Source organism: Pedobacter sp. WC2501 (genome assembly GCF_052682415.1).
On sequence record NZ_JBQZFI010000001.1, the window covers coordinates 644,251 to 666,404 of the forward strand.

19 protein-coding genes are annotated in these 22,154 nt (G+C 35.3%); all 19 read right to left on the reverse strand.

Features of this window, described 5'->3' with window-relative positions:
* Window positions 1–2: 2 nt before the first annotated feature.
* The 19 genes from ACUN24_RS02780 to gmd all read right to left on the reverse strand — a co-directional run bounded on the left by ACUN24_RS02780 (window position 3) and on the right by gmd (window position 22,047).
* Window positions 3–938 (reverse strand): glycosyltransferase family 2 protein, encoded by a 936-nt coding sequence (locus ACUN24_RS02780; protein WP_445561144.1) that lies wholly within the window; start codon window positions 936–938, stop codon window positions 3–5.
* Complete coding sequence (locus ACUN24_RS02785; RefSeq protein ID WP_445561145.1) at window positions 931–1,953, reverse strand: glycosyltransferase; 1,023 nt, start codon at window positions 1,951–1,953, stop codon at window positions 931–933. Before ACUN24_RS02785 ends, ACUN24_RS02780 begins: the two co-directional genes overlap by 8 nt.
* Entirely contained in the window at window positions 1,901–2,707 is an 807-nt protein-coding gene (locus ACUN24_RS02790; protein ID WP_445561146.1) for a DUF5672 family protein, read from the reverse strand. Before ACUN24_RS02790 ends, ACUN24_RS02785 begins: the two co-directional genes overlap by 53 nt.
* Window position 2,708: 1 nt before the next feature.
* On the reverse strand, window positions 2,709–4,154 hold the full coding sequence (locus ACUN24_RS02795) for a flippase (protein WP_445561147.1): 1,446 nt from the start codon (window positions 4,152–4,154) through the stop codon (window positions 2,709–2,711).
* Window positions 4,155–4,422: 268 nt separating this feature from the next.
* Window positions 4,423–5,409 carry a UDP-GlcNAc--UDP-phosphate GlcNAc-1-phosphate transferase gene (locus ACUN24_RS02800; RefSeq protein WP_445561148.1) on the reverse strand — a complete coding sequence of 329 codons (987 nt, stop codon included), beginning with the start codon at window positions 5,407–5,409 and terminating at the stop codon, window positions 4,423–4,425.
* 217 nt (window positions 5,410–5,626) lie between these two features.
* Window positions 5,627–6,550 (reverse strand): NAD-dependent epimerase/dehydratase family protein, encoded by a 924-nt coding sequence (locus tag ACUN24_RS02805; protein WP_445561149.1) that lies wholly within the window; start codon window positions 6,548–6,550, stop codon window positions 5,627–5,629.
* Entirely contained in the window at window positions 6,543–7,751 is a 1,209-nt protein-coding gene (locus ACUN24_RS02810) for a glycosyltransferase family 4 protein (protein ID WP_445561150.1), read from the reverse strand. Before ACUN24_RS02810 ends, ACUN24_RS02805 begins: the two co-directional genes overlap by 8 nt.
* 3 nt (window positions 7,752–7,754) lie before the next feature.
* The gene (locus ACUN24_RS02815; protein WP_445561151.1) at window positions 7,755–8,609 is read right to left on the reverse strand and encodes a dTDP-4-dehydrorhamnose reductase family protein; all 855 of its coding nucleotides are present in this window, start codon (window positions 8,607–8,609) and stop codon (window positions 7,755–7,757) included.
* On the reverse strand, window positions 8,606–9,724 hold the full coding sequence (gene wecB, locus ACUN24_RS02820; RefSeq protein WP_445561152.1) for a non-hydrolyzing UDP-N-acetylglucosamine 2-epimerase: 1,119 nt from the start codon (window positions 9,722–9,724) through the stop codon (window positions 8,606–8,608). Before wecB ends, ACUN24_RS02815 begins: the two co-directional genes overlap by 4 nt.
* 24 nt (window positions 9,725–9,748) lie before the next feature.
* A complete protein-coding gene (locus ACUN24_RS02825; RefSeq protein ID WP_445561153.1) occupies window positions 9,749–10,171 on the reverse strand; it encodes a WxcM-like domain-containing protein in 423 nt (140 codons plus the stop codon).
* 12 nt (window positions 10,172–10,183) lie between these two features.
* A complete protein-coding gene (locus tag ACUN24_RS02830; RefSeq protein WP_445561154.1) occupies window positions 10,184–11,227 on the reverse strand; it encodes a polysaccharide biosynthesis protein in 1,044 nt (347 codons plus the stop codon).
* A gap of 477 nt (window positions 11,228–11,704) precedes the next feature.
* Window positions 11,705–12,751, reverse strand: coding sequence for a glycosyltransferase (locus ACUN24_RS02835; RefSeq protein ID WP_445561155.1), 1,047 nt, complete (start codon window positions 12,749–12,751; stop codon window positions 11,705–11,707).
* An 11-nt stretch (window positions 12,752–12,762) separates the two neighbouring features.
* Complete coding sequence (locus ACUN24_RS02840) at window positions 12,763–13,518, reverse strand: glycosyltransferase family 32 protein (RefSeq protein WP_445561156.1); 756 nt, start codon at window positions 13,516–13,518, stop codon at window positions 12,763–12,765.
* Window positions 13,515–14,591, reverse strand: coding sequence for an EpsG family protein (locus tag ACUN24_RS02845; protein ID WP_445561157.1), 1,077 nt, complete (start codon window positions 14,589–14,591; stop codon window positions 13,515–13,517). Before ACUN24_RS02845 ends, ACUN24_RS02840 begins: the two co-directional genes overlap by 4 nt.
* The gene (locus ACUN24_RS02850) at window positions 14,591–15,451 is read right to left on the reverse strand and encodes a glycosyltransferase family 2 protein (RefSeq protein ID WP_445561158.1); all 861 of its coding nucleotides are present in this window, start codon (window positions 15,449–15,451) and stop codon (window positions 14,591–14,593) included. The genes ACUN24_RS02845 and ACUN24_RS02850 overlap by 1 nt, the downstream gene beginning before the upstream one ends.
* A gap of 19 nt (window positions 15,452–15,470) precedes the next feature.
* The gene (locus ACUN24_RS02855; RefSeq protein WP_445561159.1) at window positions 15,471–16,949 is read right to left on the reverse strand and encodes an oligosaccharide flippase family protein; all 1,479 of its coding nucleotides are present in this window, start codon (window positions 16,947–16,949) and stop codon (window positions 15,471–15,473) included.
* A gap of 243 nt (window positions 16,950–17,192) precedes the next feature.
* Window positions 17,193–18,287, reverse strand: coding sequence for a lipopolysaccharide biosynthesis protein (locus ACUN24_RS02860; RefSeq protein ID WP_445561160.1), 1,095 nt, complete (start codon window positions 18,285–18,287; stop codon window positions 17,193–17,195).
* Between the two features lie 52 nt (window positions 18,288–18,339).
* A complete protein-coding gene (locus tag ACUN24_RS02865) occupies window positions 18,340–20,880 on the reverse strand; it encodes an SLBB domain-containing protein (protein WP_445561161.1) in 2,541 nt (846 codons plus the stop codon).
* A 33-nt stretch (window positions 20,881–20,913) separates the two neighbouring features.
* On the reverse strand, window positions 20,914–22,047 hold the full coding sequence (gmd, locus tag ACUN24_RS02870) for a GDP-mannose 4,6-dehydratase (protein WP_445561162.1): 1,134 nt from the start codon (window positions 22,045–22,047) through the stop codon (window positions 20,914–20,916).
* Window positions 22,048–22,154: the final 107 nt, after the last annotated feature.

Consider the following 22,154-nt stretch of genomic DNA (forward strand, 5'->3'; position numbering starts at 1 on the left):
CCTCATTTTTTATACAGTCTGACCATCATTTTGAAGCAGCCTTTGCGAAGCAAATGAAAGTTTTGCAAAGGATGACGAATAAAATGTTTCATTATATATCTCATTCCAATATGGAGTTCAAGTGAACGGATATGATGCAAAGCCAATAGGTCTGCATTGTTTTTTTTGAGTTGCCCAACACCATGCCCGTCAGGCTGACTAACAAGTTTAGCTTCCATCTTGTTCCTTACCGCTACTTCGGAAAGGGACATTCGCCGGTGGTTGTTCATCATACTTTTATGGTGGACCCTAACTTTTGTGAAGGAACTTTCCACATGGTCAAAAATAAATTCCGGATTTAATAATGCAATATTAAACCAAAAAAGCCAGTCTTCATTGCTATCCAGGCCGGGATCAAATTCTCCGGCTTTTTTAACAAGGGCAGTATGTACAAGGGCACTACTTACGGGAAAAACATTGTTTTTTATCAGGCAGTTTAAAAGCTTAAACCCCGACAGCGTTTCCTTTGCAAGGTACCCCGGCGGATATTTCTCTACAGAAACGTAACGTCCATCCTCCTCTCTAAAAAAATAGGATTGGGAGAAGACAAGCGCACAATCCTGCATTTGCAGCAAGGGCAGCTGGACAGCAAATTTATCTTTAGAGAGCAGATCATCTGCATCTAAAAATTGAATGTAAATCCCGCGGGCCTTTTTTATACCAACATTACGGCTGGCAGAAAGCCCAGAATTGGATTTATAAACATATTGGAAGTTTTGTTCAGGATGCTGTTTTATATAATCCTGCACCACTTCCGCTGTAGCATCAATTGAGCCGTCATCCACCACAATACATTCCCAGTGTGAATACGTTTGTGCGGATATGCTTTCCAGGGTTTCTGTAATCAGGTGACCATAGTTATAAGCGGGTACGATAACAGAGATCAAGGGATTATTCATGAACTTCCTCTATTTTTTGTTTCATAATTGCCCAACGATGGATCCATTGATGCTTAAGCAGTACTTCCTGATGGTTGCGCTCAATAAGAGGAAAATACATTTCATAATTTTGGATGATTTCCAGGAGCTGATCAGCTGCCCGGTGCATCTCTATTTCTAAGATGGGTGTATAATCAAATAATTCTCCCATATCCGATGGCATCAGTCCGACAATTAAACATTTTGAAGCCATGGCTTGAAGGTATCTTAAGGTCATTGTGGATATATACTCTGCGCGTTCAGGATGGGTAACGTCAGAAGGGACGCAGATCACAATTTTTGTTTGGGCCAGGGCTTGTACAAATGAGGGCTTATCCGGATATAGCACCGGCAGATTTTGTTTTCGGTACTGGTGGTTTTTCCCAGCGTGAGCGAGTGGCATCTGAATTAAATCGTGGTACTCCTGATACATTCGCCCAAACTCCAGTACGTCAATCGTTTTATTTTCATAGGATTCAAAATGGTATTCGGAAGCATGGAGTGCTTCGGGCAGCCACATACTTTTACAGGTACTTTGGGGATCTTTTTCCAGGTGGTCTTGCCAGACTTGTTTGGAGGAGAAAAATACATATCTGATGTTAAAAAAATTGAGCATAGGGAATATCCAGGATTGGAATCTTGGCCAGGCATCGTGCATGTAAATATAATTTTGACGGGAAAAAAAGACGTAAGGTAGCATGAGCCTAAAATCGCCACTGATCATGGCCGAGAAATTAACTTGCTCCCGGTGCTTTAAATTGATACGGAAATGGAACAGGAAAGGCATAATACTGAGTGCACGTACAAGATACGACTTCAGTCGTCCATATCTGACCACTTCCCGACTCACCGCCAAGGCAGGATCCTGCTCAATAACATGGTAAAGTTCCTGAATGCCATCCAGAAAGAAATCTGCTTCTTCGGCCTGCAGGAGCCGCATTTTTTTACAGTTCATACCCATAGGCGCTAATGTGATTTTTCCAGAAGTCCAGGTCATATCTCCACCAGGCATGACAACCAAAAGGAACCCTGTTTCCGTTCATTTGATATAAGCCTCTGGGATTAACTTCAAAGCTAAATGGGATAGCTGCTGAAGCAGGCGGCACCCTGAAGTTTTTAAAAGCTTCAGGGATCAATACCGCCCAAAAAACATCTTCATTAACTACTGGCTGAAATGGATAAAAAGAAAAGTTGCACATAAAATTATACTTGATATCTCTCCACAAATTAATATAAAAAGGTTTTTTGTCAGAAAAAAAAGGATGTTCGAAACTCAGTTTCTTAAACCGCTTTACTACCTTATAGGAACTTGAAATTTTCCGAAGACTGAAACCGCCATTTCCCTGGCCTGCAATAGCAAAAGTTCCATCACTATTTTTTTTCATAAAAGGTGCTCCAATATAATCATAACCACAATTACACCAGTATGCTAATTCATTTTTAAAAACAAATGCGTCTAATTGATAAATAAGCATAAATTCGTAATCCAAAAATGCTTTATAAAAACCTGGTTTTTTCATTAGCAGATTGTATCCGGTTGTACTGAAAAAAAAATGATTGTTAAATGTTTTATATTGCGCTTGCTTCTCTTTGATAAATACGTTATTGGCGATCGTTGCTTCCAGCCGGGCTGGAATAACAAAATAAATATCATACTCGCCCAGCACATTAAAACACTGTTGAAGCGAAATCAACTCAAATGCATTGAGGACTTCCTTGTAAATTGGAATAACTACACATGCTCGCTTCATTTTATTTTATTAAAAATCTTAATCCAGGGTAGCCCGACAACACCTCAATCACATCCTTGTTTCTCCAGATGAACAACTGTACCAGCAAATAAACTATTGCAGAAAGGCCAACGGTAAAGGTAAGGACTAATATGGGGATTATCGTAATTTGCAAAATAAGGTATCTGATTAAAAAAAACGTTAGGCTAGCCAGAACACTCTTCATGAAAACCCGGACAGGCAATACGACCGAAAAATGTTTTCTAACATAAACATACAATACCAATGTAACTGAAAATTCGGCAAAGAGTGAGCTAACAGCAGCGCCTAGTTGCAAGAGTTCGGGAATGAGCAGAAAGTTTAGTGAAAGACTAATTATAACCCCCACAATAGAGGCATACAAAATTTTTTTTTCCTGCATTAATGGCAACAGAATTTGGTTGCTGAACACTTGGGCCAGACCTATTACCACAACAAGAAAGGACAACACCCTTAATGAATTTACGCCAGGCAAATAGGCCTGCCCGGCAAATACGCTAATGATTTCGTTTGCCAGGCAAAAAATACCGATAGCGATCGGTACACTAAGGAAACAGACAAAGCGTAGCGACTTGTTTAATAGACTAGCGGCGGCTGCATTAGCCTCTTGATTAAACAAAAAAGTAAGACGGGGTAGCAAAACAAGAGAAACCGCTCCCAATACCGAAAGTGAAATTTTTGCAACCCGCATGGAAGCTGCATAATAGCCCACAGTAGTATCATTGGTTAAAAAGCTTAAAATAACCGTATCAAACACCAAATATATGGTGGTAACTAAAGCACTTGCCAATAGCAGAAACAGCGGCATAAGGTGTTTCCTGATGGTTAGATTTTTAAAAGAAATATGGATCTTTTTGCGGATGTAATACATATTAAATGCGGCTGAAGCGAGCATAGCAATTAGGTTCAAACCATAATAAATGCTACTATCTTCCGGCCCCTTTACAAATATAAATAATAAAAGAACGGTACATGATCTGATGATAACGGTTCTGATGGTGATATACTTAAATTCTTCTAAACCTTGAAAAAACCATTCTGCAATAAAAACATTTCCTAATACAATAGCCATCCCTATCTGGTATAGCATCAAATTTGAATAAAGTTTATCGATAGAAATGGTTAGAAGAAAAAATAGGATAATTGCAACTATAGCAGTAACCAAATGAATGAAAAGAAGTGATGAAAAGGTTTGCCCCAGAAGTTGACGGTTATGTTTAACCTTTGCCACCTCACGTAAACCATAAAGTGGAATACCAAGACCTGAAAATATCAGAAAGTAAACGGTGAAATTATCTGCCAGACTGACTGCTCCCAGCGCTTTTGGACCTAAAATTCTAGATGCATAAGGAAAGGTAATTAGAGGAAAAGCAAATTGAGTAAGCGACAATAGCACATTATATCCAGCATTTTTTCTTAAGACAGCCATCCCTCAGTTTTTTTAAAAATAAAGCCCCACCATTTAAATAAGTACTTTGCATAAACTAATGGGGTAATATTGAGAAGACCATTACGTTGACAAGAGATGACAATTTCCTTGTTCTGTTTAATGATACTCGCTAATCCAGACGTGCTTATACCCCCTAAACGCTTTTTTATTGCTAATATAGCTAACATTAAATAAATATCCATAGTTATAAGATAATCAGCCTTACAGATTGCCTCAAACACTCTACGCTATTTGCAAATAAAAAAAGTTAAGCTTTAGTAGGTGGCTTCTCTCTGAGAAGCAATCTGCCTTTTCCTTCTAATGCAAACCTTAACGCGACAAATAACAAACCCAGCAATACGACTCCAATTATTGCCCAGGTAAGGCTTGGTTCTGCCATAATGAGTATGGTATTAAAAATCAATTGAATAATAGCATAACCTAATGCTACCATAGGATGAGGGATGCGCCTTTCATTAGCTAGAAATTGATAAAAATGACTTCTATGTGCTTCGAAAATATTTTCTCTACGAACTAAACGAAAAACAATAGTGGAAATGGTATCTAACCCATATAAAAGTAGTAGTAGTAAATAGGTGACCTTGCCTGAGGCGACCATCAAACTTACCATAAAAAAGATAATAATGAAAGCAATTCCCACACTACCAACATCCCCGGCAAAGCTTTTTGCTTTGGTACGAAAATTAAAAAACATAAATACAGTCACCGCTAATATAGCTGTAATCAGTAGGTCCTTTGACACGAAATCCAATGCTACATTAGTATCCAGGTAATACAATGTGAGCAAAGTAACAAAAGAATAAATGCCGGTAAGTCCGTTTATACCATCCATAAAATTAATGGCATTAATGATCCCAATCGCGATTACAAAAGCGATAGGTCCGATATAAACAGGCAATTGAAATAATCCAACTTGATAGAATAATAGAGATACCGCTATAAAATGACAAATAATTCTAAATCTGTTGCTAACTGGTTTGATGTCATCGGCAAAACTAACACTACTAATAATGACCAAACCCATCACAAAAAAAGGATAGCTAAAATCAAAAACGAAGCAATGCAACAGTACGGCGATGGTAAAAATAATTCCTCCGCCACGGATGGTTATCTTACTGTGCGAACTTCTAAAATTGGGCTTATCAATAATGTTATATCGATCTGCTATTCTAAAATAGAATAGTTCAATTAAAAAAAATAATACTAAGAATGTGGCACTTAGGGTAATGGTCATCTGATAAGTAAATATTTACACTATAGTTTTTAAATTAACATTAAAAAAAGCTCTGCTTTCATTCTCATTTTTCGGAAAACTATAAAATTATAGTCAAATGCTGCCGAACATAGTTCCCTAGATACCCATTTCCACCAGTTAGTAAGCAAGTATTAGATACAGTTTCTGTTGAAATATTTACAGCCATTTAATTAAGTTGTAATAACTTTCAAATTACTCAAGGTTTCGTTTTACTTCCATTTGAATGAGCAAATGAATTGGCTGTTTTAACCAGCCCTTCCTCAGCACTTAAAGGAATTGTAACGCCTAAAGCTTTTTTTATTTTAAAGTTGCTAACTACATAATTTTCAGTCAATTTATTCAGCCTTTCAGTATTTATCGGCAACCTTAGCAAGTTGCCAATTCTTGCAACTTTGTTAATGAATGATTTAGAAATATTCCAAAAAGAAGGCTTTTTCCCCATTGACTGCGCCAATAAGTTTACGACCATTGTAGTCGATAATGGTTTGTCATCCGCAACATTATAAATCCCTGACGGAATATCTTTTTCTAGTAAGGATTTGATTACAAAACACAAATTTTCAACACTCAAAAAAGATCTTTTATTTTCAAATGCTGCTAATGGATAGGGTATACCTTTTTGCACAAATTTATATAACAAGTTTAGATTTCCTTTATTACCTGGCCCGTGAATCATACAAGGACGTAAAATGTAATAAGATTTACCATCCGGCAAGGGCTGGCTTTGTATGTATTTTTCGGCCATTAGCTTTGACTTACCATAATGTGTTTTAGGGTTCGGCATTATATCTTCCACTAAAATACCATCAACCTCATCAGCTGCGGCTTTTACAGAACTGATAAAAATAAATTTTTTAGCTTCAGACAATAAGAAAGCATCATAAAGCTTTTTAGTTAGCTCAAAGTTTACCTGATAATATTCACCGGGATTAGAAGTTTTTTTGAGATCGTGTGCTTTTCCTGCCAGATGGACAACCGCTTCATCATCTTGAGCAAAAGAAATGACTGATGCTAATTCTTCCCGACTTACAGCAGTCGTATCGATGCTGTAGTGCTTTAAGTATGAAACCAGGTTATTACCTACAAATCCAGAAGTACCAGTTATCTTAACTTTATTCATTAGTAAAAATTTTTTCCAATTTGTTTAACAGTAATTCACGTTCGAAATTAACATCAAAATAAGCTCTAGAATTTTCTCCCATTTTGTGTATTGCATCAGGAGACATACCCGCCATTTCTATTGCCTTATCTGCTAACAATTGAGGATTTTGAGCATCACTAACTAAACCTGCTTTAGCTTCTATAAGTATTCTTCCACCCTCACCATCTAGTGAGGCAAGAATAGGTTTGCCACAAGCCAAATAAGATTGAATTTTTGAAGGTATTGTTAAACTGAAAATATAATCTTTTTTTAGGCTAACCAGTAAGCAATCTGCGCAAGAAAAATAATTTGGCATTTGCTCAACCGGAAACGAGCCCAGCAGATAAAGCTGATTTTCTAAGTTTAACTCTTTAATTTTTTGTTCTACAAACTCCTTCTTTCTTCCATCCCCAAGAATGATCCATTTTATGGTTGGATTTATCTTCGCAACAATTTTTGCACTCTCAATGATGGTTTCAAAATCTTGTGACTCACCAATATTGCCAGCAAACATAATCTTAAATCCAATTGGAAGGGTTTTTAGAATGTTATGATCAGGTTCAATTACTTTAAAAAAACTTTCTACAGAATTAGGATAATAGATAATTTTACTATCTGCCACTTGTTGCTCAAGCAAAATCTCTCTAAATGCTTCTGACTGGATAAGAACTTTGTCGCTTTTTTTGTAAATCCATCTGGTTAGTTTTTCCAATAACTTTATTATTAATATGTTATTTATTCCTCCAGCAGCGGTTACACTTTGCGGCCATAAATCCTGAACCCAGAAAAAAATGGGTGTGTTCTTTCTGATTTTATATGCAATTGCAGGTAATCCTACGGTAATCGGAGAGGGTTCATAAACTAATATCTTATCAAAATCACCTTTGAGAAAAATAGCCTTAAAAGAACTAAATAATGCAAAAGAAAAATAATTAATCATTAATCTAAAACCACCTGCTGCTCCTCGCGGAATAAGTTTGCTGCGATGAATTTTTATTCCTTCCCATATTTCTTCTTTTTTTGAAAAAAAAGAATAGCCTTTATAAAAATTTCCATTAGGATAATTTGGTTTACCAGTTAAAATCTCCACACTATACCCTCTTTGAGCTAGTCCTAAAGCAATATCATTTATCCTGAAATTTTCTGGCCAAAAATATTGGGTAACAATCAGAATTTTCATCAATTAATAGAACTTATAAAGAGCATGTTTCTCATCAATCCAGACTTTCATTTCATGTAACATCTGTTTATATGATGGAACAGTATAACTAAATGAAGCATTGGTTTTTATCAATGATTTATCTACTTTGTAATCATCATAAGGCTCAACTTCAATATCAGTTTTATCGAATATTTCCTTAAAAAGATTTACTAAATTATATTTATTAATTTTCTCATTATTAACCACATGATGTAAACCTGTAATTCCTTCACTGATTGCAGCGACAATCACCTTTGCCAGTTCAACCGTGGTTATTCCAGTCCAATAAGCATTTGTATAACCTTTAATTTTACCCTGCTGATTCATAAACCAATGAAAAAGACCAATACCATCCTCTTTCAGTTCAGGTCCTATTATAGAAGTACGAATAGTTAAGTTATTCGCATAGGTAACTTCGCCTAAAGCTTTTGTTTCGGCATAAAAACCTTTCCCATCTTTAAAACTATCTTCTGTATAACCACCTTTCTTACCATCAAATACACAATCTGTACTAATATGAATTAATCGGAAGTTAAGCGCCTTACCATTTTTCGCTAAAAAATGAGGAAAATAGCTATTTAATAAAATAGATTTCTCTGGATTATCTTCAGCATCCCTGTTTAAAATACCAATGCAATTGATTACATAATCTGGCATTTCCGTTTTTAACACATCTGTCAAAGATGCCAAATTAGTAACGTCGATCTGATGTGTTGGCAAATGGCCATCACTCCCTCTTGCAATATCTACCACACTAAAATCAGTATTTTCTTTGAAGTAATTATAGATGACGTGACCTGCCATCCCTTTTGAGCCTATTATTAATACTTTTTTCATTTATTCCAGGTTACGCGATTCACAATTGAGGTATAACTTTGTATAGCTTTGATTACTCTATTTGAAGTGTTTTCAACATTATATTCCCAAGGTAATTCATCTCCACTGCCTTGAGTTCCTTTAACCACTTCTATAGCTTGCAAAATTTGATCTTTACTTATGCTACCTAAAACTATCGATCCGGCATCAATAGCTTCTGGTCTTTCTGTACTCGTTCTAATACTTATCGCCGGGAAATTCATCATTGCAGATTCTTCACTAATTGTTCCACTATCCGATAAAACAATATATGACATCTGTTGTAAATGAACATAATCAAAAAAACCTAAAGGCTGCACATTTTTAATAAGAGGATGAAACTTTATGTTTTTTTCTTTTATACGCTTTTGTGTTCTGGGATGAGTAGAAAATATTATTGGCATTTGATACTTCTCTGCGACGGCATTTAAGCTTTCAGAAAGAACATCAAAATGATCTTTTAAATCAATGTTTTCTTCACGATGGGCACTTACAACAATATAATTCCCACTTTGTAATTTAAGTTTTTCAACAACTTTTGAATTTTCAATCTGTAATGCATATTTATTAAGCACTTCCTTAAGAGGTGATCCTGTTACAAATACGTGATCTTTTCTAAATCCTTCACTTAATAAGTATCTTCTGCTATGTTCTGTATAGCACAAATTAATATCACTGATGTGATCTGAAATTTTTCTATTAATTTCTTCCGGCACATTTTGATCAAAACATCTATTACCTGCCTCCATGTGAAAAATTGGGATTTTCAATCGTTTTGCAGCGATGGTAGATAATACGCTATTTGTATCACCAAGAACAAGTAATGCATCTGGCATTTCATCCTGCAATACCTCATAAGATCTGGCAATAACATTCCCTATAGTCTCACCCAAATTTTTACCAGCAACACTTAGAAAATAATCTGGTTTTCTAAGCTCAAGATCCTCAAAGAATATCTCATTTAATTCATAATCATAATTTTGACCTGTGTGAATTAGAATATGCTCGAAAAACTGATCGCATTTTTTTATACATTCGGCCAGTCGTATAATTTCTGGTCTAGTGCCTACAATTGTGGCTACTTTTAATTTCTTCATATCTGAATATTCTATATCCACTTGTTACCATTTATACCATAAACCCTTTGCAAATCTATAGTCATCCGCTATGGATTGTTCAAGAGTTACATCAGAAAAAATCATCAACTTTGAGCATGGTTCTAAAGCCTGAAAGCCTGTAGCTATGCCAGCGCTAATATTCAGGATTTCATTATTATTAGCATGCAAAGCAAATTTTTTATAGGGTAAGTCTTTTGAAGGTTGATCCCAATCATCAGGCTCAACCAGTATTACTTTAAATGATCCTTCCAAAACATAAAACCACTTCTGCTCTTTCTTATGGCCTTGCCAGGCCCTAATTGAATGTGTATCAATAGGTTCAGTAATATAAAAACGTCTAATAGGCGTCATGTCAAAATCATTAAAGAACGTTAAATTGCCTCTATTATCTTTATGATTTTGTCCTTTTATTAATGGTACGTTCATTTTAAAATTCAGTTATCCAGGGTACTGAACGACACTTTTTTCATTAAATACCTCTTTTCTGATCAAAGGGAGTCTGGAAAGCAATTTCTTCATACCTTCAACATTTTCTTGTTTTGTATTGTGTGAGTGATAATCTTCAATTATAGAAATATCTTTTTCGCCTTCAGAAAAATATTGTGCATAATTTAAATCCCTATTATCTGCTGGCACACGATAGAACTCGCCCATATCTTCCGCTTTGAGCATTTCTTCGCGTGTGCAAAGTGTCTCGTAAAGTTTCTCTCCATGTCTTGTGCCTATTACCTTAATCTTAGTATCAGAATTACATAGCTCTTTTAGTGCCTGGGCCAAATCGCCTATAGTACCTGCGGGCGCTTTATTTACAAATAAATCGCCTTGATTACCATGCTCAAAGGCAAATAGCACTAAATCAACGGCTTCATCTAACGACATCAAAAAACGGGTCATATTCGGATCAGTGATTGTAATATTCTCTCCATCCTGTATTTGCTGTAAAAATAATGGGATTACAGATCCCCTGGACGCCATTACATTTCCATATCTGGTTAAACAAACCGTAGTTGTATTATTTGAAATATTACGTGAAGCAGCTATAGCAACTTTTTCCATCAAGGCTTTAGAGATACCCATAGCATTAATTGGATATGCTGCCTTATCGGTACTCAAACAGATTACCTTCGTCACTTTATTGGCAATCGCTGCATCAATAACATTCTGAGTACCAAACACATTAGTCTTTGTAGCTTCCAATGGAAAAAACTCGCAAGAAGGAACTTGTTTTAAAGCCGCCGCGTGAAATACATAGTCAACACCTCTCATCGCATTCTCTACGCTAGTATAATCACGTACATCACCTATATAAAATTTCAGTTTGGGATGGTTTAAAGCAACTCGCATATCATGTTGCTTTTTTTCATCGCGAGAGAAAATACGAATTTCACTGAAGTGGTTCGTGTGTAAAAAACGACTCAAAACTGCATTTCCAAATGAACCCGTTCCTCCTGTTATGAGAAGTGTCTTATTATTTATTTTCATTATCTTTATTATGAATTTAATGATGCTAATTAAAATTAAGGGCTAAAGTACAAAATCTTACCTTTCTTGTAACAACTTTTCAAAGTTTGAGAGCAAAGAAATGAAGCTAGAATTTTAATTAGTTTTTTAAGTTTAGTTAATTGTTCTTTATGAGCTAGCCTTAACCACAATAAATACTTTCTTAATTAAACCATAATTTTAAAAAATCACTTTTAGCAGTAAGTTATTCATTTTAAATATTAACATTTTTCCCTGGTATTTACAAAATTGCACTGGTTAAATATTTACACAAAATTTCCGAAAAACCGGCTTCGTTGATTTTGTACTAATATGTGTAATATACCGCCCCATGATTATTTTAGATCCTTTATATAACCAAAATTTGACAGTTTATGAAATCTTATGATTTTTAGACTTTTAAGAATTGAATTATAAGTTCAAATTGATCTTATTATATACTCGAATCTTAACAATTGGTTATATATTTTCAGCTGAAGTGACAATGTTAATCAATTCCTGAACGTTATTTTTTATTTCCGGAATGGTTTCCCTTATCTCTTCATTCAACGTTTTTTCAAAAGCATTAATAATGCTATTTGTGATTATTGGGTCAAAAATTACAGATGGTTTGCAGATTTCGTATGTATAAGGGAGATCCGCTCCTATTACCTTACATCCACATTCTATTGCTTCAATTAGACCTAGACCAAAACTTTCCGTTAGGGATGGAAAAATAAGAAACTCAGATTTTAAATATTGTTCATGAAGTGTATCTCTGTCGACATAACCAATGTTCTCGATAGGATAACCTTCACGAACTTTTTCTGAGATTAAATTTAATAAATAAGAATAATCACCGGCAAGCGTTAATATCAATTTGCCTTTCTGATTTCTATTATAGAATTGACAAAAAGCATCAATCAATCTTTCATGATTTTTATGTGGAGTACCATTGCTGACATAAATATATGTGAACTTTTCTCTAATAATATCTTCTTTTAAACTTCCAAATTGCTCATAGAAAGGCAGCACTTTAACTTGATCTGGGCGTATATTAAATTTTTTTTGAAGTTTTAGCTTAATCAGAGAAGATTGAACGAACCAAAAAGAAGTATTTACTTTGAAATGGCTTAAAACCATAATCTTGATTTGAAACTTTATTCTATCTAGAGTAGAAAATTCTTTTGGAACATCCAAGTACATAGGATTATGAAAATAAGTATATACAATGGAAGTAAGCTTTATATTGGGGGGTAAATTCCCAAAACAAAATACTTTTGAAAATTGAGCAGTTCTATTTTTATAAAACGAATATCTTCTACTAATACCTGCTTCTAAATAATAAATTTGATTCTCTGATTTAATAGCTTGATGTCTGTCACGTACTCTAGAATCTAGTAGATAAAATATTTTCGTGTCTGTTTTTTCCAATTCATATATCAGATAGTCAAGCAGCACCTTTCCCCCACCATTATTTATATATATCGCATCAATCAAAATCATACCAACTATTGAATTTACCAAACCGTGACCAATTATCTAAAAATTACTGACTTAATCTTCTTGTAAATATTTTCTAATGCTATGATAGGGTTACTATAATATCTTTTGATAAATCTAAAACCCCTTAATAAAAGCGACGGTTTATTATCGACCCAGCTGCCATTACACAAATGAAGTGCGTAGGTTTTTTCAAGTGAAAATTCACCGGAAGGATTTGTAAACGTTACAGGAGAATAGATTTTCATACCATCTTTCAGGTTTTGCTGTATTGGTTCATATTTAAAACCCCAATTTTGCTCTGCAATTTGAGCTATGCGCGAAGTAATCGTGGTTTTATCCATTTTACCATCACTTCCTATGAAAGAAATGGAATCATAAAGCATTAAACACTCTTTTATAAATGGATGATTTGAAACAGCGCCCATTACAGCAGCTTCTATAGCTATATAGTTGGTGGGTTTAAAATATTCAATACAAGAGAAAAAAGAGTTATCTAGAAAGCCGTCAAAACTTTTATAAACCCGCACATCAGAGTCTAGATATATACCACCAAATTTATATAAAGCAAATAACCTTACATAGTCTGCAACGAATGCCCATTTCTTATTTTTCAAGGCTTCCATCGCATAATTACTATTAATCTGCTGTTCAAATCTAATATTATCCCAAAGCATAATTTCGTAATCAGGTAAGAACTCTTTCCATGACCTTATACATCTATCGATATTTTCTGGATATGGGTCACCACTAATCCAGCAAAGGTGAATTATTTTGGGAATTTGTCTCATAAAAAAAAGTTAAATAATACTGTTTTGTAAGGCATATATGCCTCTGCATAAACTGTGACCATTTCATAATGTCTCCACAGAGAAAATAGCGTGTATACCATAAAAATCCATGCTCGATTCTTATTGTTGGCGACATAAAGAATAATTGGCACCAATAAAACTTCAACATATAAAAAATATATAGAACCTCTTATAGCTGCTTGTGGCAAAAAACCTAGGCCTAGATATAAAACAAGCGCAAGGAAATATATATTGATAAAAAGAGGTCCATATTTCGGGAATTCTAAGGCTATTTTATCACGATATCTATAGGCTAATATGAAAGTGAAAAATCGTATTACAATCGCGGTATTGAGCCCAAAATGTATTTCCTTTTCTGTTGCCAGATAAATCTCGAGTTTCCAAGCTATGACCGCTGGCAAATAAGTTACAATTTTCTTAAATATTTCGTATAACAACAAGTTTGAAAAAATTGCCATTACGCCAATTAAAATATATGTGCTCCTCTTATAATAATCATTCCTGAGAAATCTTATTATTATGACTAATATAGCAGTATAATGAAACATAGTTGCTACAAATAATAACCACCAAAATTTCTTGTTATTATGATTAATCATGGCCCATAAACAAATTGCAAGAGCTAAAGACTGACGGATAGACCCCATTATTCCTGAATACAGAAACATTCCTGCAAAAAACAGAAGAGTTACGTACGGATAGGGGGAGTATTTTCGAAAGAAAGGAAATAGTACTGCAATATTGGCCGCTGCCATTACAACTAATAATGTTTGATAAGGTAGACTAGATAAAGTGATATTAAGAACTGTAAAAAACGGTTCAACAAATACTTTTGAGGGGTCAAAAATCTCAATAAAGGAAAGCTTTTTTATAGCATCGAAAATCTCCTCATAACCGTCATAATCATTACCCATAGCACGAAAACCAGCAACAAAAAAAATAAAAATTGCAAATAAAAAATAAAAATAATTATATAAAGTATCTTTTCTTATTATGAAATCAACTAGTGACAACAAAAGTAAATAGATAAAGATTATAATGTAAAGAAGCATTATTTGGTCATGATTTTTCCAGTTACTATTTTAACGAAAACTACGATACGGTAATAAAAATATTTTGAAGCACTACCGTACCCATAACTTTTGAGGTCAGAGGCAAGTTTAAAATGATAAGATAAAAACGACTTTAAATTTAGCAGTCTACGAAATTGATTTTTAAACATTGTACCACTTGAATCCTTGTCAGTAACATTTTCGCCATGTCTACGATATATCAATAAAGGCTGATGAATGGCAAATATTTTACCAAAACGTGCTGTCTGAAATGCTAGCCAACCATCATGAGCATCATGAAATGAAGTTGGTTCAAGGCCATGTTGCTTGCACGCGACATTAAACATCGCAGTAGCCCCACCAACTATACGCAAAGGGACGTGTTCAAATTTCGAAATTGAGTCTGGATTAAAACGGGAATATTTCCAATGTGAAGGAAAAAGTATATTCAAATTGCCATCAGCAATTGCCTTATCCGTATGAACCAAAATCGGTACATTGGGATATTGATTCTCCTTAACCTTAATGAAATTATAGCTAATCTCAATTTTTTCGGGTAACCAATAATCGTCAGCGTCACAGAACATGTAATATTCAGAATCCACAACCTCTAATAATCTAAAAAAATTCTTATAGCAACCTAAATTATGCCCTCCTTTATCAATTTGAACTATATTATCATACTTTTCACAATAATTAGAAATTATTTGATTCGTACCATCGTTAGATCCATCATCACGAATGTATAATGTCCAATCGTGATTTGTTTGTGAAATAAGTGAATCTATTTGTGTTGGGAGATATTTTTCGCCATTATAAACTGCCAATAAAATTGCTATGCTTTTAGTGTTTTTATACATTGTATTAACATTAAAACTATTACCTTTTAAACTTTACTTTAAACATTTCTATAATGCCAATCCTTTCATTCAAAACCTTAAAGCAGTAGCAAATCATTATGATTACGAAAAAGAAAGAAATTGTGTACTGACTCCAACCTTGAAACAATAGAGTTGAAATAAACGGAAGCAATGTTAACATCAATAAAATACCTAGTGTTTTTATAAATTGTTTTTCAAACTTGAACTCATATTTTATAAACACAACCACGTATAATAATATAGCCACGACTACCGAGCCTGTTAAAAATGAAATTCCAAGTCCTTGTAAACCCCATTTTGAATAAGCATATATATTAAAAATAAAAACCAAACCATTACCTAATAATGCATCGTAGATAAAATATGCTTTTTTATCTCCCTTAGATAAAATGATATAAGACATCGTTAGCCAAATACCTCGAACTAAAAGAGAAAGAGACATCCACCGTAGCATTGGTACAATTACCAAAAATTCAGTGGATAACAGAACTCTCACAATTAAAGGCGCAAAAACAATTAAAATTATCATAATTGGAGCTATTATGAGTGATATTAGCTCTGACTGTTGATTAACCAAAATATTAACTTTTTCCTTTTCAGCATGTACCGCTGCCAAACGTGGAAAAAAATCAGATGCTAAAACCGCCGTTACAACGGCAATACTTTGAGCAATAATTGATGAAACGCCCTGAAAAAAGCCAAGATCTTCTATTCTTCCATATCTACCTATATAAATATTTGTAACATACGTAAAAAATGTTATTGTTACTGAGCTAATCATTAAAACAGATCCTAATTTCAAGATAGGTAAGCTCAGATTTACAGTTTCTTTAAATTCCAACTTATCAATTTCCTCCAATTTGATTTTATTCGAAAAATAAAGTTGCACCAAATAAATTAATATGGAACTTGAGATCAAAGAAAGCACTATTCCTAATACACCAAAGAAATACAGTAATGGGATGCTTGTAAGCAAACTCAAAACAGCTCCTAAAATTGATGCTTTCGCTAAATAAGTTAGATTGCGTGTTCCTTGCAAAAAAGTTACCTTTCCAGTAGATAGCGCTGTAAAAAAAACATAAATAGATAGTAATGCGAAATACCATGAATGATCGGTGTCCTGAAAAGCAATTTTACTAAACCAAACTGCTCCAGCCAAAAAAATTAACACCATTAATATGCCAACAAAAAATACAATTTTAGAAAAAACTTGATTGGTTATCGTCAGCCTTTTTAGATCTTTACTTTCAAATGCTTGTGAAAAATCACGCACTGCGCTTTGGAATACACCAAAACTTAATAAGTTAAAAACAACTGCAATTGTAGACTGAAAAATAGCGTTTATTCCCATTCCAGCACTACCTAAAAATATTGCAACAAATTTCGATCTCAAAATAGAAATCAGCATCTGTACAATTTGAGCACCACCAAAAACTGAGGTGGATTTTACCATATTTTTATAAGATGAACTTTCCATCAACAAATTAAATTAATACACGAATAGCACTCAATCATTAATTAAACATGATAAATGATTAATAAAAATATTGTCCCTAAAATTTACTACCCATTTAATGTTACCGCTTTGATTAATTCCGGAATAAAAATGTTCAATATGGACATTTTATAAGATTAAAAAAGTTAGCAGAATCTTTCGTCATATTGGTAATATCCACTAATAATTTCACTCCTAAAAATTAAATATGATTATTAACATAAGCTAGCTAACAATGTCTTTAAATATTTTCATCAATAACAAAGACAAAATAGATAAAAAACAAAAGACAGATACACCCACAAGTATACCTTTAAGCGTACCAATTTTTTGTATATTGAGAGGGTAAATAGGTCTGTCGATTACTTCTAATAGTGGAGCTTCCTTAAGCAAGGACATCTTCGCCATCTCCAAATTTTGCACTACAGAACTTAAAATCGCTTTGTTTGTTTCTGCAGAAAACTGGGCTTTTTGTGCAGGTGCAACTCTTTGAACCTGTTTAGTCGGATTTAAATTTGGAGTGGCATCTGCAACAGCAACTGCAGTATAAATAGCCCCGTTCATTACAGCTCTTACAGAATCTGTTTTACGTTGCATAATCTGTACATTTTTTAATGATTTTTTTGTTTTGGTTTGTAAATAAAAATTGTTTACATTTTTTACAATTGCATCATTGAAAGTTTTAGCAAAAACTTCATCTTTAGCTTTAACGTCCACTTTTATAATATTTAGCTTTTTGTCCAGTTTTGCAACATTTAAATAATTTTTTGAAATGTCATCAACAATTATGGTTACTAAACTATCTCTTAAACGGTTCGACTTTAAATAACTATTCCCTTCTACTAAACTATCAGCCTTAAATCCTAATTTTATTAGCTTCGGATTTTCTACCCACTGTTTATTAAATTGAATATAGCGCTCCATCAAAGTCTGGGTTTTACCATTTACCTCAATCGTCGTCAATAGAGTCTGTTGCAGCATCTTACGCGACTTATACAATTCTAGGATGTTATCCCCCTGAAAAATCCCTCCACCACCGTCACCGAGATCAACTCCGGCCATAGATGCAAGGCCTGCAAGATTACCTAATCCACCTCCACTTTTTTCCTCTTCAATTACAAAAGTAGAAGTAGCCGTATAAATAGGTTTTTTTATAGTTGCATACCAAAAACCTAAAGCACCTCCTAATAAACCAAAAACAAAGATAATTATCCATTTAGATAAAAGATATCTCCCCCATTCTTGAATTTTGAAGATAAGTTCTTTTACGGATGTATCCTCGTTAGGATGACTTGTATCTTTTTGACTTTGTGTAGTCATAACGTTCTTCATGTTTAAAAAAATCCTTATCCGAATTCTGGGATAAAAAGTATTATCTCAACAAACTCACAATAATTGCTCCCAATGAAGCAACAGCCGTGCCAATTCCGATCCAGCTTTGCGCCGTTAACCGTTCTCTTTCTGCTCTTTTTGGAACCAATATTTCTGCACCTGGTTTAACAACAGGATAATTGCTGAAGAACAAAAATTTACTTACCGCAGCCGCAGAGCCGTTAGCATATTTAATATAGGTCCCGCCTTTTCTAGCATTCGAAGTAAAACCGCCCGCACCATTGATATATTGCCTTAAACTTTTTCCCGGAAGATAGACTATACTATTTGGATTAAGTACTTCTCCTGTAATCCGAACGGTCTGTAACGTTCTTGGAACACGAATAATATCCCCGTCTTCGACAATCAAATCATATTTGCCTAGTGGTTTTTCGATTATGCGCTCCAGATTAATACCGACTAAGTCACTTTGAATCAGTTTCTGTTCAATCTCTGCAGATAGGGTATCTTTTGTACCTGCTTCCTGCGCCCGTTTTAAGTTAAGGTATTTCTTTTCTTCTTCTTCTTTATTATTAATTGCATTCTTATCTGTTGGATTTACTTTTTCGGCACCCGGGCGTTTCAAACTAGCACCCTCAGCATAAGCATAAGAAGTGAGTCCACCGGCTCTTTTGATCACATCAGAAATACGCTCATCTTTATTGGTAATGGTATATACGCCAGGATAGAGCACCTCGCCCTCCAACTTGATCTGCTTCTGAACGGAATAACCTTCAGAATTTCTTACGGAAACAATATCAAAAGGCTGCAGCACAAAAGTTGGCCCCTCAATTTTCAGGTTCCGGTCAACCGAAAGGGTAAAGATCTCTGCCGTACGCAAAGTTTTACCTGCGGTATCTGCAGTTTTTACCCTTCTGGAGATTTCAATCCGGCTGGGTGTAGCACCTTCTTTAAAACCGCCAGCCATTTGGATCAAAGCCTCAACACTGATATTATCTGCATACTCAAATGTGCCGGGCTGCCTCACCTCTCCCTGGATACTTAGCTTATATTCATCTCTCAAATCAAACAAAGACGATATGGTTACTTTATCTTCTCTTTGAAGCGGAATATCGGCTTGTGCGCCTGATATGATCTTAGCTACGTCAAAAGAAATCAAACTTGCGGTATTGTCGAAATTCAAACGGTTGATATATCCTCTGTTTAAAAACGCATCTTCTTTCAAGCCGTCAGCTTTCGTAATCAAACCTTTCAAGGTGGCACCATCTTCTAATGAATACATCCCAGGACGAAAAACGGCTCCTTCGATTTGCACCTTATTGGCGAAACGATCTAAAATCGTATCTACGATAAACTTATCGCCGTTTTGAGGAGTATAGCTATTGAATTGCGTGCTGGAAACATCAATGATCTTCCGCTCTCTATTGGTATTTTGCAATACTTTAATATTGGAACTGTAGGCTTCAGTAGAGAAGCCGCCAGCAAAGCGCAAAACATCAGCAAGACTTTCACCAGATACCACTTCGAATAATGCTGGCCTTTTAACCTCTCCTGATACTTCTACCCGCTTATCATACACCGGAATGTTAATCACATCCTGATCCTGCAAGCGGATATTTCCTTTTTGGACACCATTGAGCAGGAAGTCGTACACATCAATAGTGGCTGCCGCTTTGTTCCCCCTGATGACCTGGATTTTACGGAAAGATCCGTTTTCATTAGGCCCCCCTGAAGCATTTAAGGCATTAAATACTGTTGAAAGGGAAGAAAGGGAATAGGAACCCGGTTTCACAACTTCTCCAACAAGCGTAATTTTAATGGTACGGATATTCCCTAAGTTTACAGCTACAGTAGTTCTGCCTGTTCTTAGTGAAGGATAAGTGGATGCAAGACTCGACCGGATTTTACTAATCGCCTGCTCGATAGTCAAACCACCTATAGCGATGTTTCCTACATATTGCAGACGTATGATACCATCAGGGCTAACTTTCAATTTATAACTGGCCTCATTATCGCCGCTTAAATCGACCAAAAGTTCATCATCCGGACCAATTACATATCCTTTTGGAGTGGCCATGCGGAGATTGGGTTCAAATGTGAGATTGGTACTCGCAAAAAGTTCCTTTCCAAAAATTTTGGGCTTCAAACCTTCGAAGATATTGGTCTGCGATTGTGAATAATCTTTATTATTTGTCTTTTTATTACGATCTGTATTTTTTGTTGAATCCCTGTTGATCTTAACCGCTGTTCGTGACCGATCGTCACTTTCTTCTCCATCGCTATTCGACGTGTTATTGCTTTGTGCAGTACCACTGGTTGTCCCATCCTGCTTTCTGATTTTCTCTACCCTTAATCGTAGTTTTTGAATTTCTTCAGCTTTCATCCCTTGTGCTGCAGCCATCTGCTCCAACTGTGCATCGTTATAACCGATAGATTCCGCACGTTGCATTAATTGCCTGATCTGCGTATCAGTGAGGTCATCGACCTTTACATTTGCATAATTGGTCTGAGCCATTGACTGCTGGAATACAGTAAGTATGATCAGAAAGAGTAAGGTTGTAAATATGTTTTTCAACTTCATTAGGTATAGGAAGTATTATTTAATTTATTATGATTATTCGAAATAGTTCAGTGTACTGAACCCGCCTTCTTTTAAATACTGATCTTTTTTCATCACTTGCAAATCTGAATGCACCATTTCTTTCACTAACGCTGGAAGATCATATTTTGGTGTCCAGCCCAACTGCGTTTTTGATTTTGTAGGATCGCCCAGGAGCAAATCGACCTCCGTTGGCCTGAAGTATTTTGCGTCGACCTGGATCACCGTCTGGCCTGGCTTTAAAGTATTTGCATCTAAGCCCAAACTGATCATCTGTTCCTCATCAACACCAATTACTACGCCTTTTTCATATTCGTCTTTTCCGCTGAATTCCACCTCTATTCCCAGTTCTGCAAAACTCATTCTCACAAAATCCCTGACTGTGGTAGTCACCCCTGTTGCAATAACGTAATCTTCGGCTTTTTCTTGTTGCAGAATCAGCCACATGGCCTCAATATAATCTTTAGCATGTCCCCAATCCCTTTGTGCGGATAGATTGCCCAAATAAAGACATTCCTGAAGCCCAAGGGCAATTTTAGCTGCGGCCCTGGTAATCTTACGGGTCACAAAAGTTTCTCCCCTTAACGGGCTTTCGTGGTTAAAGAGAATGCCGTTACAAGCAAACATGCCATAAGCTTCCCGATAATTTACCGTAATCCAATAGGCATACATTTTCGCCACAGCGTATGGTGAACGTGGGTAAAAAGGCGTGGTTTCGCTTTGAGGAACGGCTTGTACGAGTCCGTAAAGTTCAGAAGTAGAAGCCTGGTATATTTTAGTTTTGGTGAGTCCAAGAATCCTGATGGCCTCTAGCAACCTCAGCGTTCCTATTCCGTCTGCATTGGCGGTATATTCGGGCATCTCAAAGCTCACATGCACATGGCTCATCGCTGCGAGGTTATAAATTTCATCCGGCTGGGTCTCCTGGATAATCCTGATCAGGTTTGTAGAATCTGTCAGGTCACCAAAATGTAGTTTGAAATTAACATTGTTTTCGTGCTGATCCTGATAGAGGTGATCGATCCGGTCAGTATTGAATAATGACGACCTTCTCTTTAAGCCGTGAACCATATAGCCTTTCTTCAGCAGAAATTCTGCCAGATATGCTCCATCCTGGCCCGTAACACCTGTTATTAGCGCAACTTTCATAAACTATTTTAATAACTTTTTAAGCGAGCAAACATACATAATTTTTTCTAGCTTAAGGATAGGGTAGGTACGCTCATTTAGAAATAACGGTGTTTTTCCTTACTCTC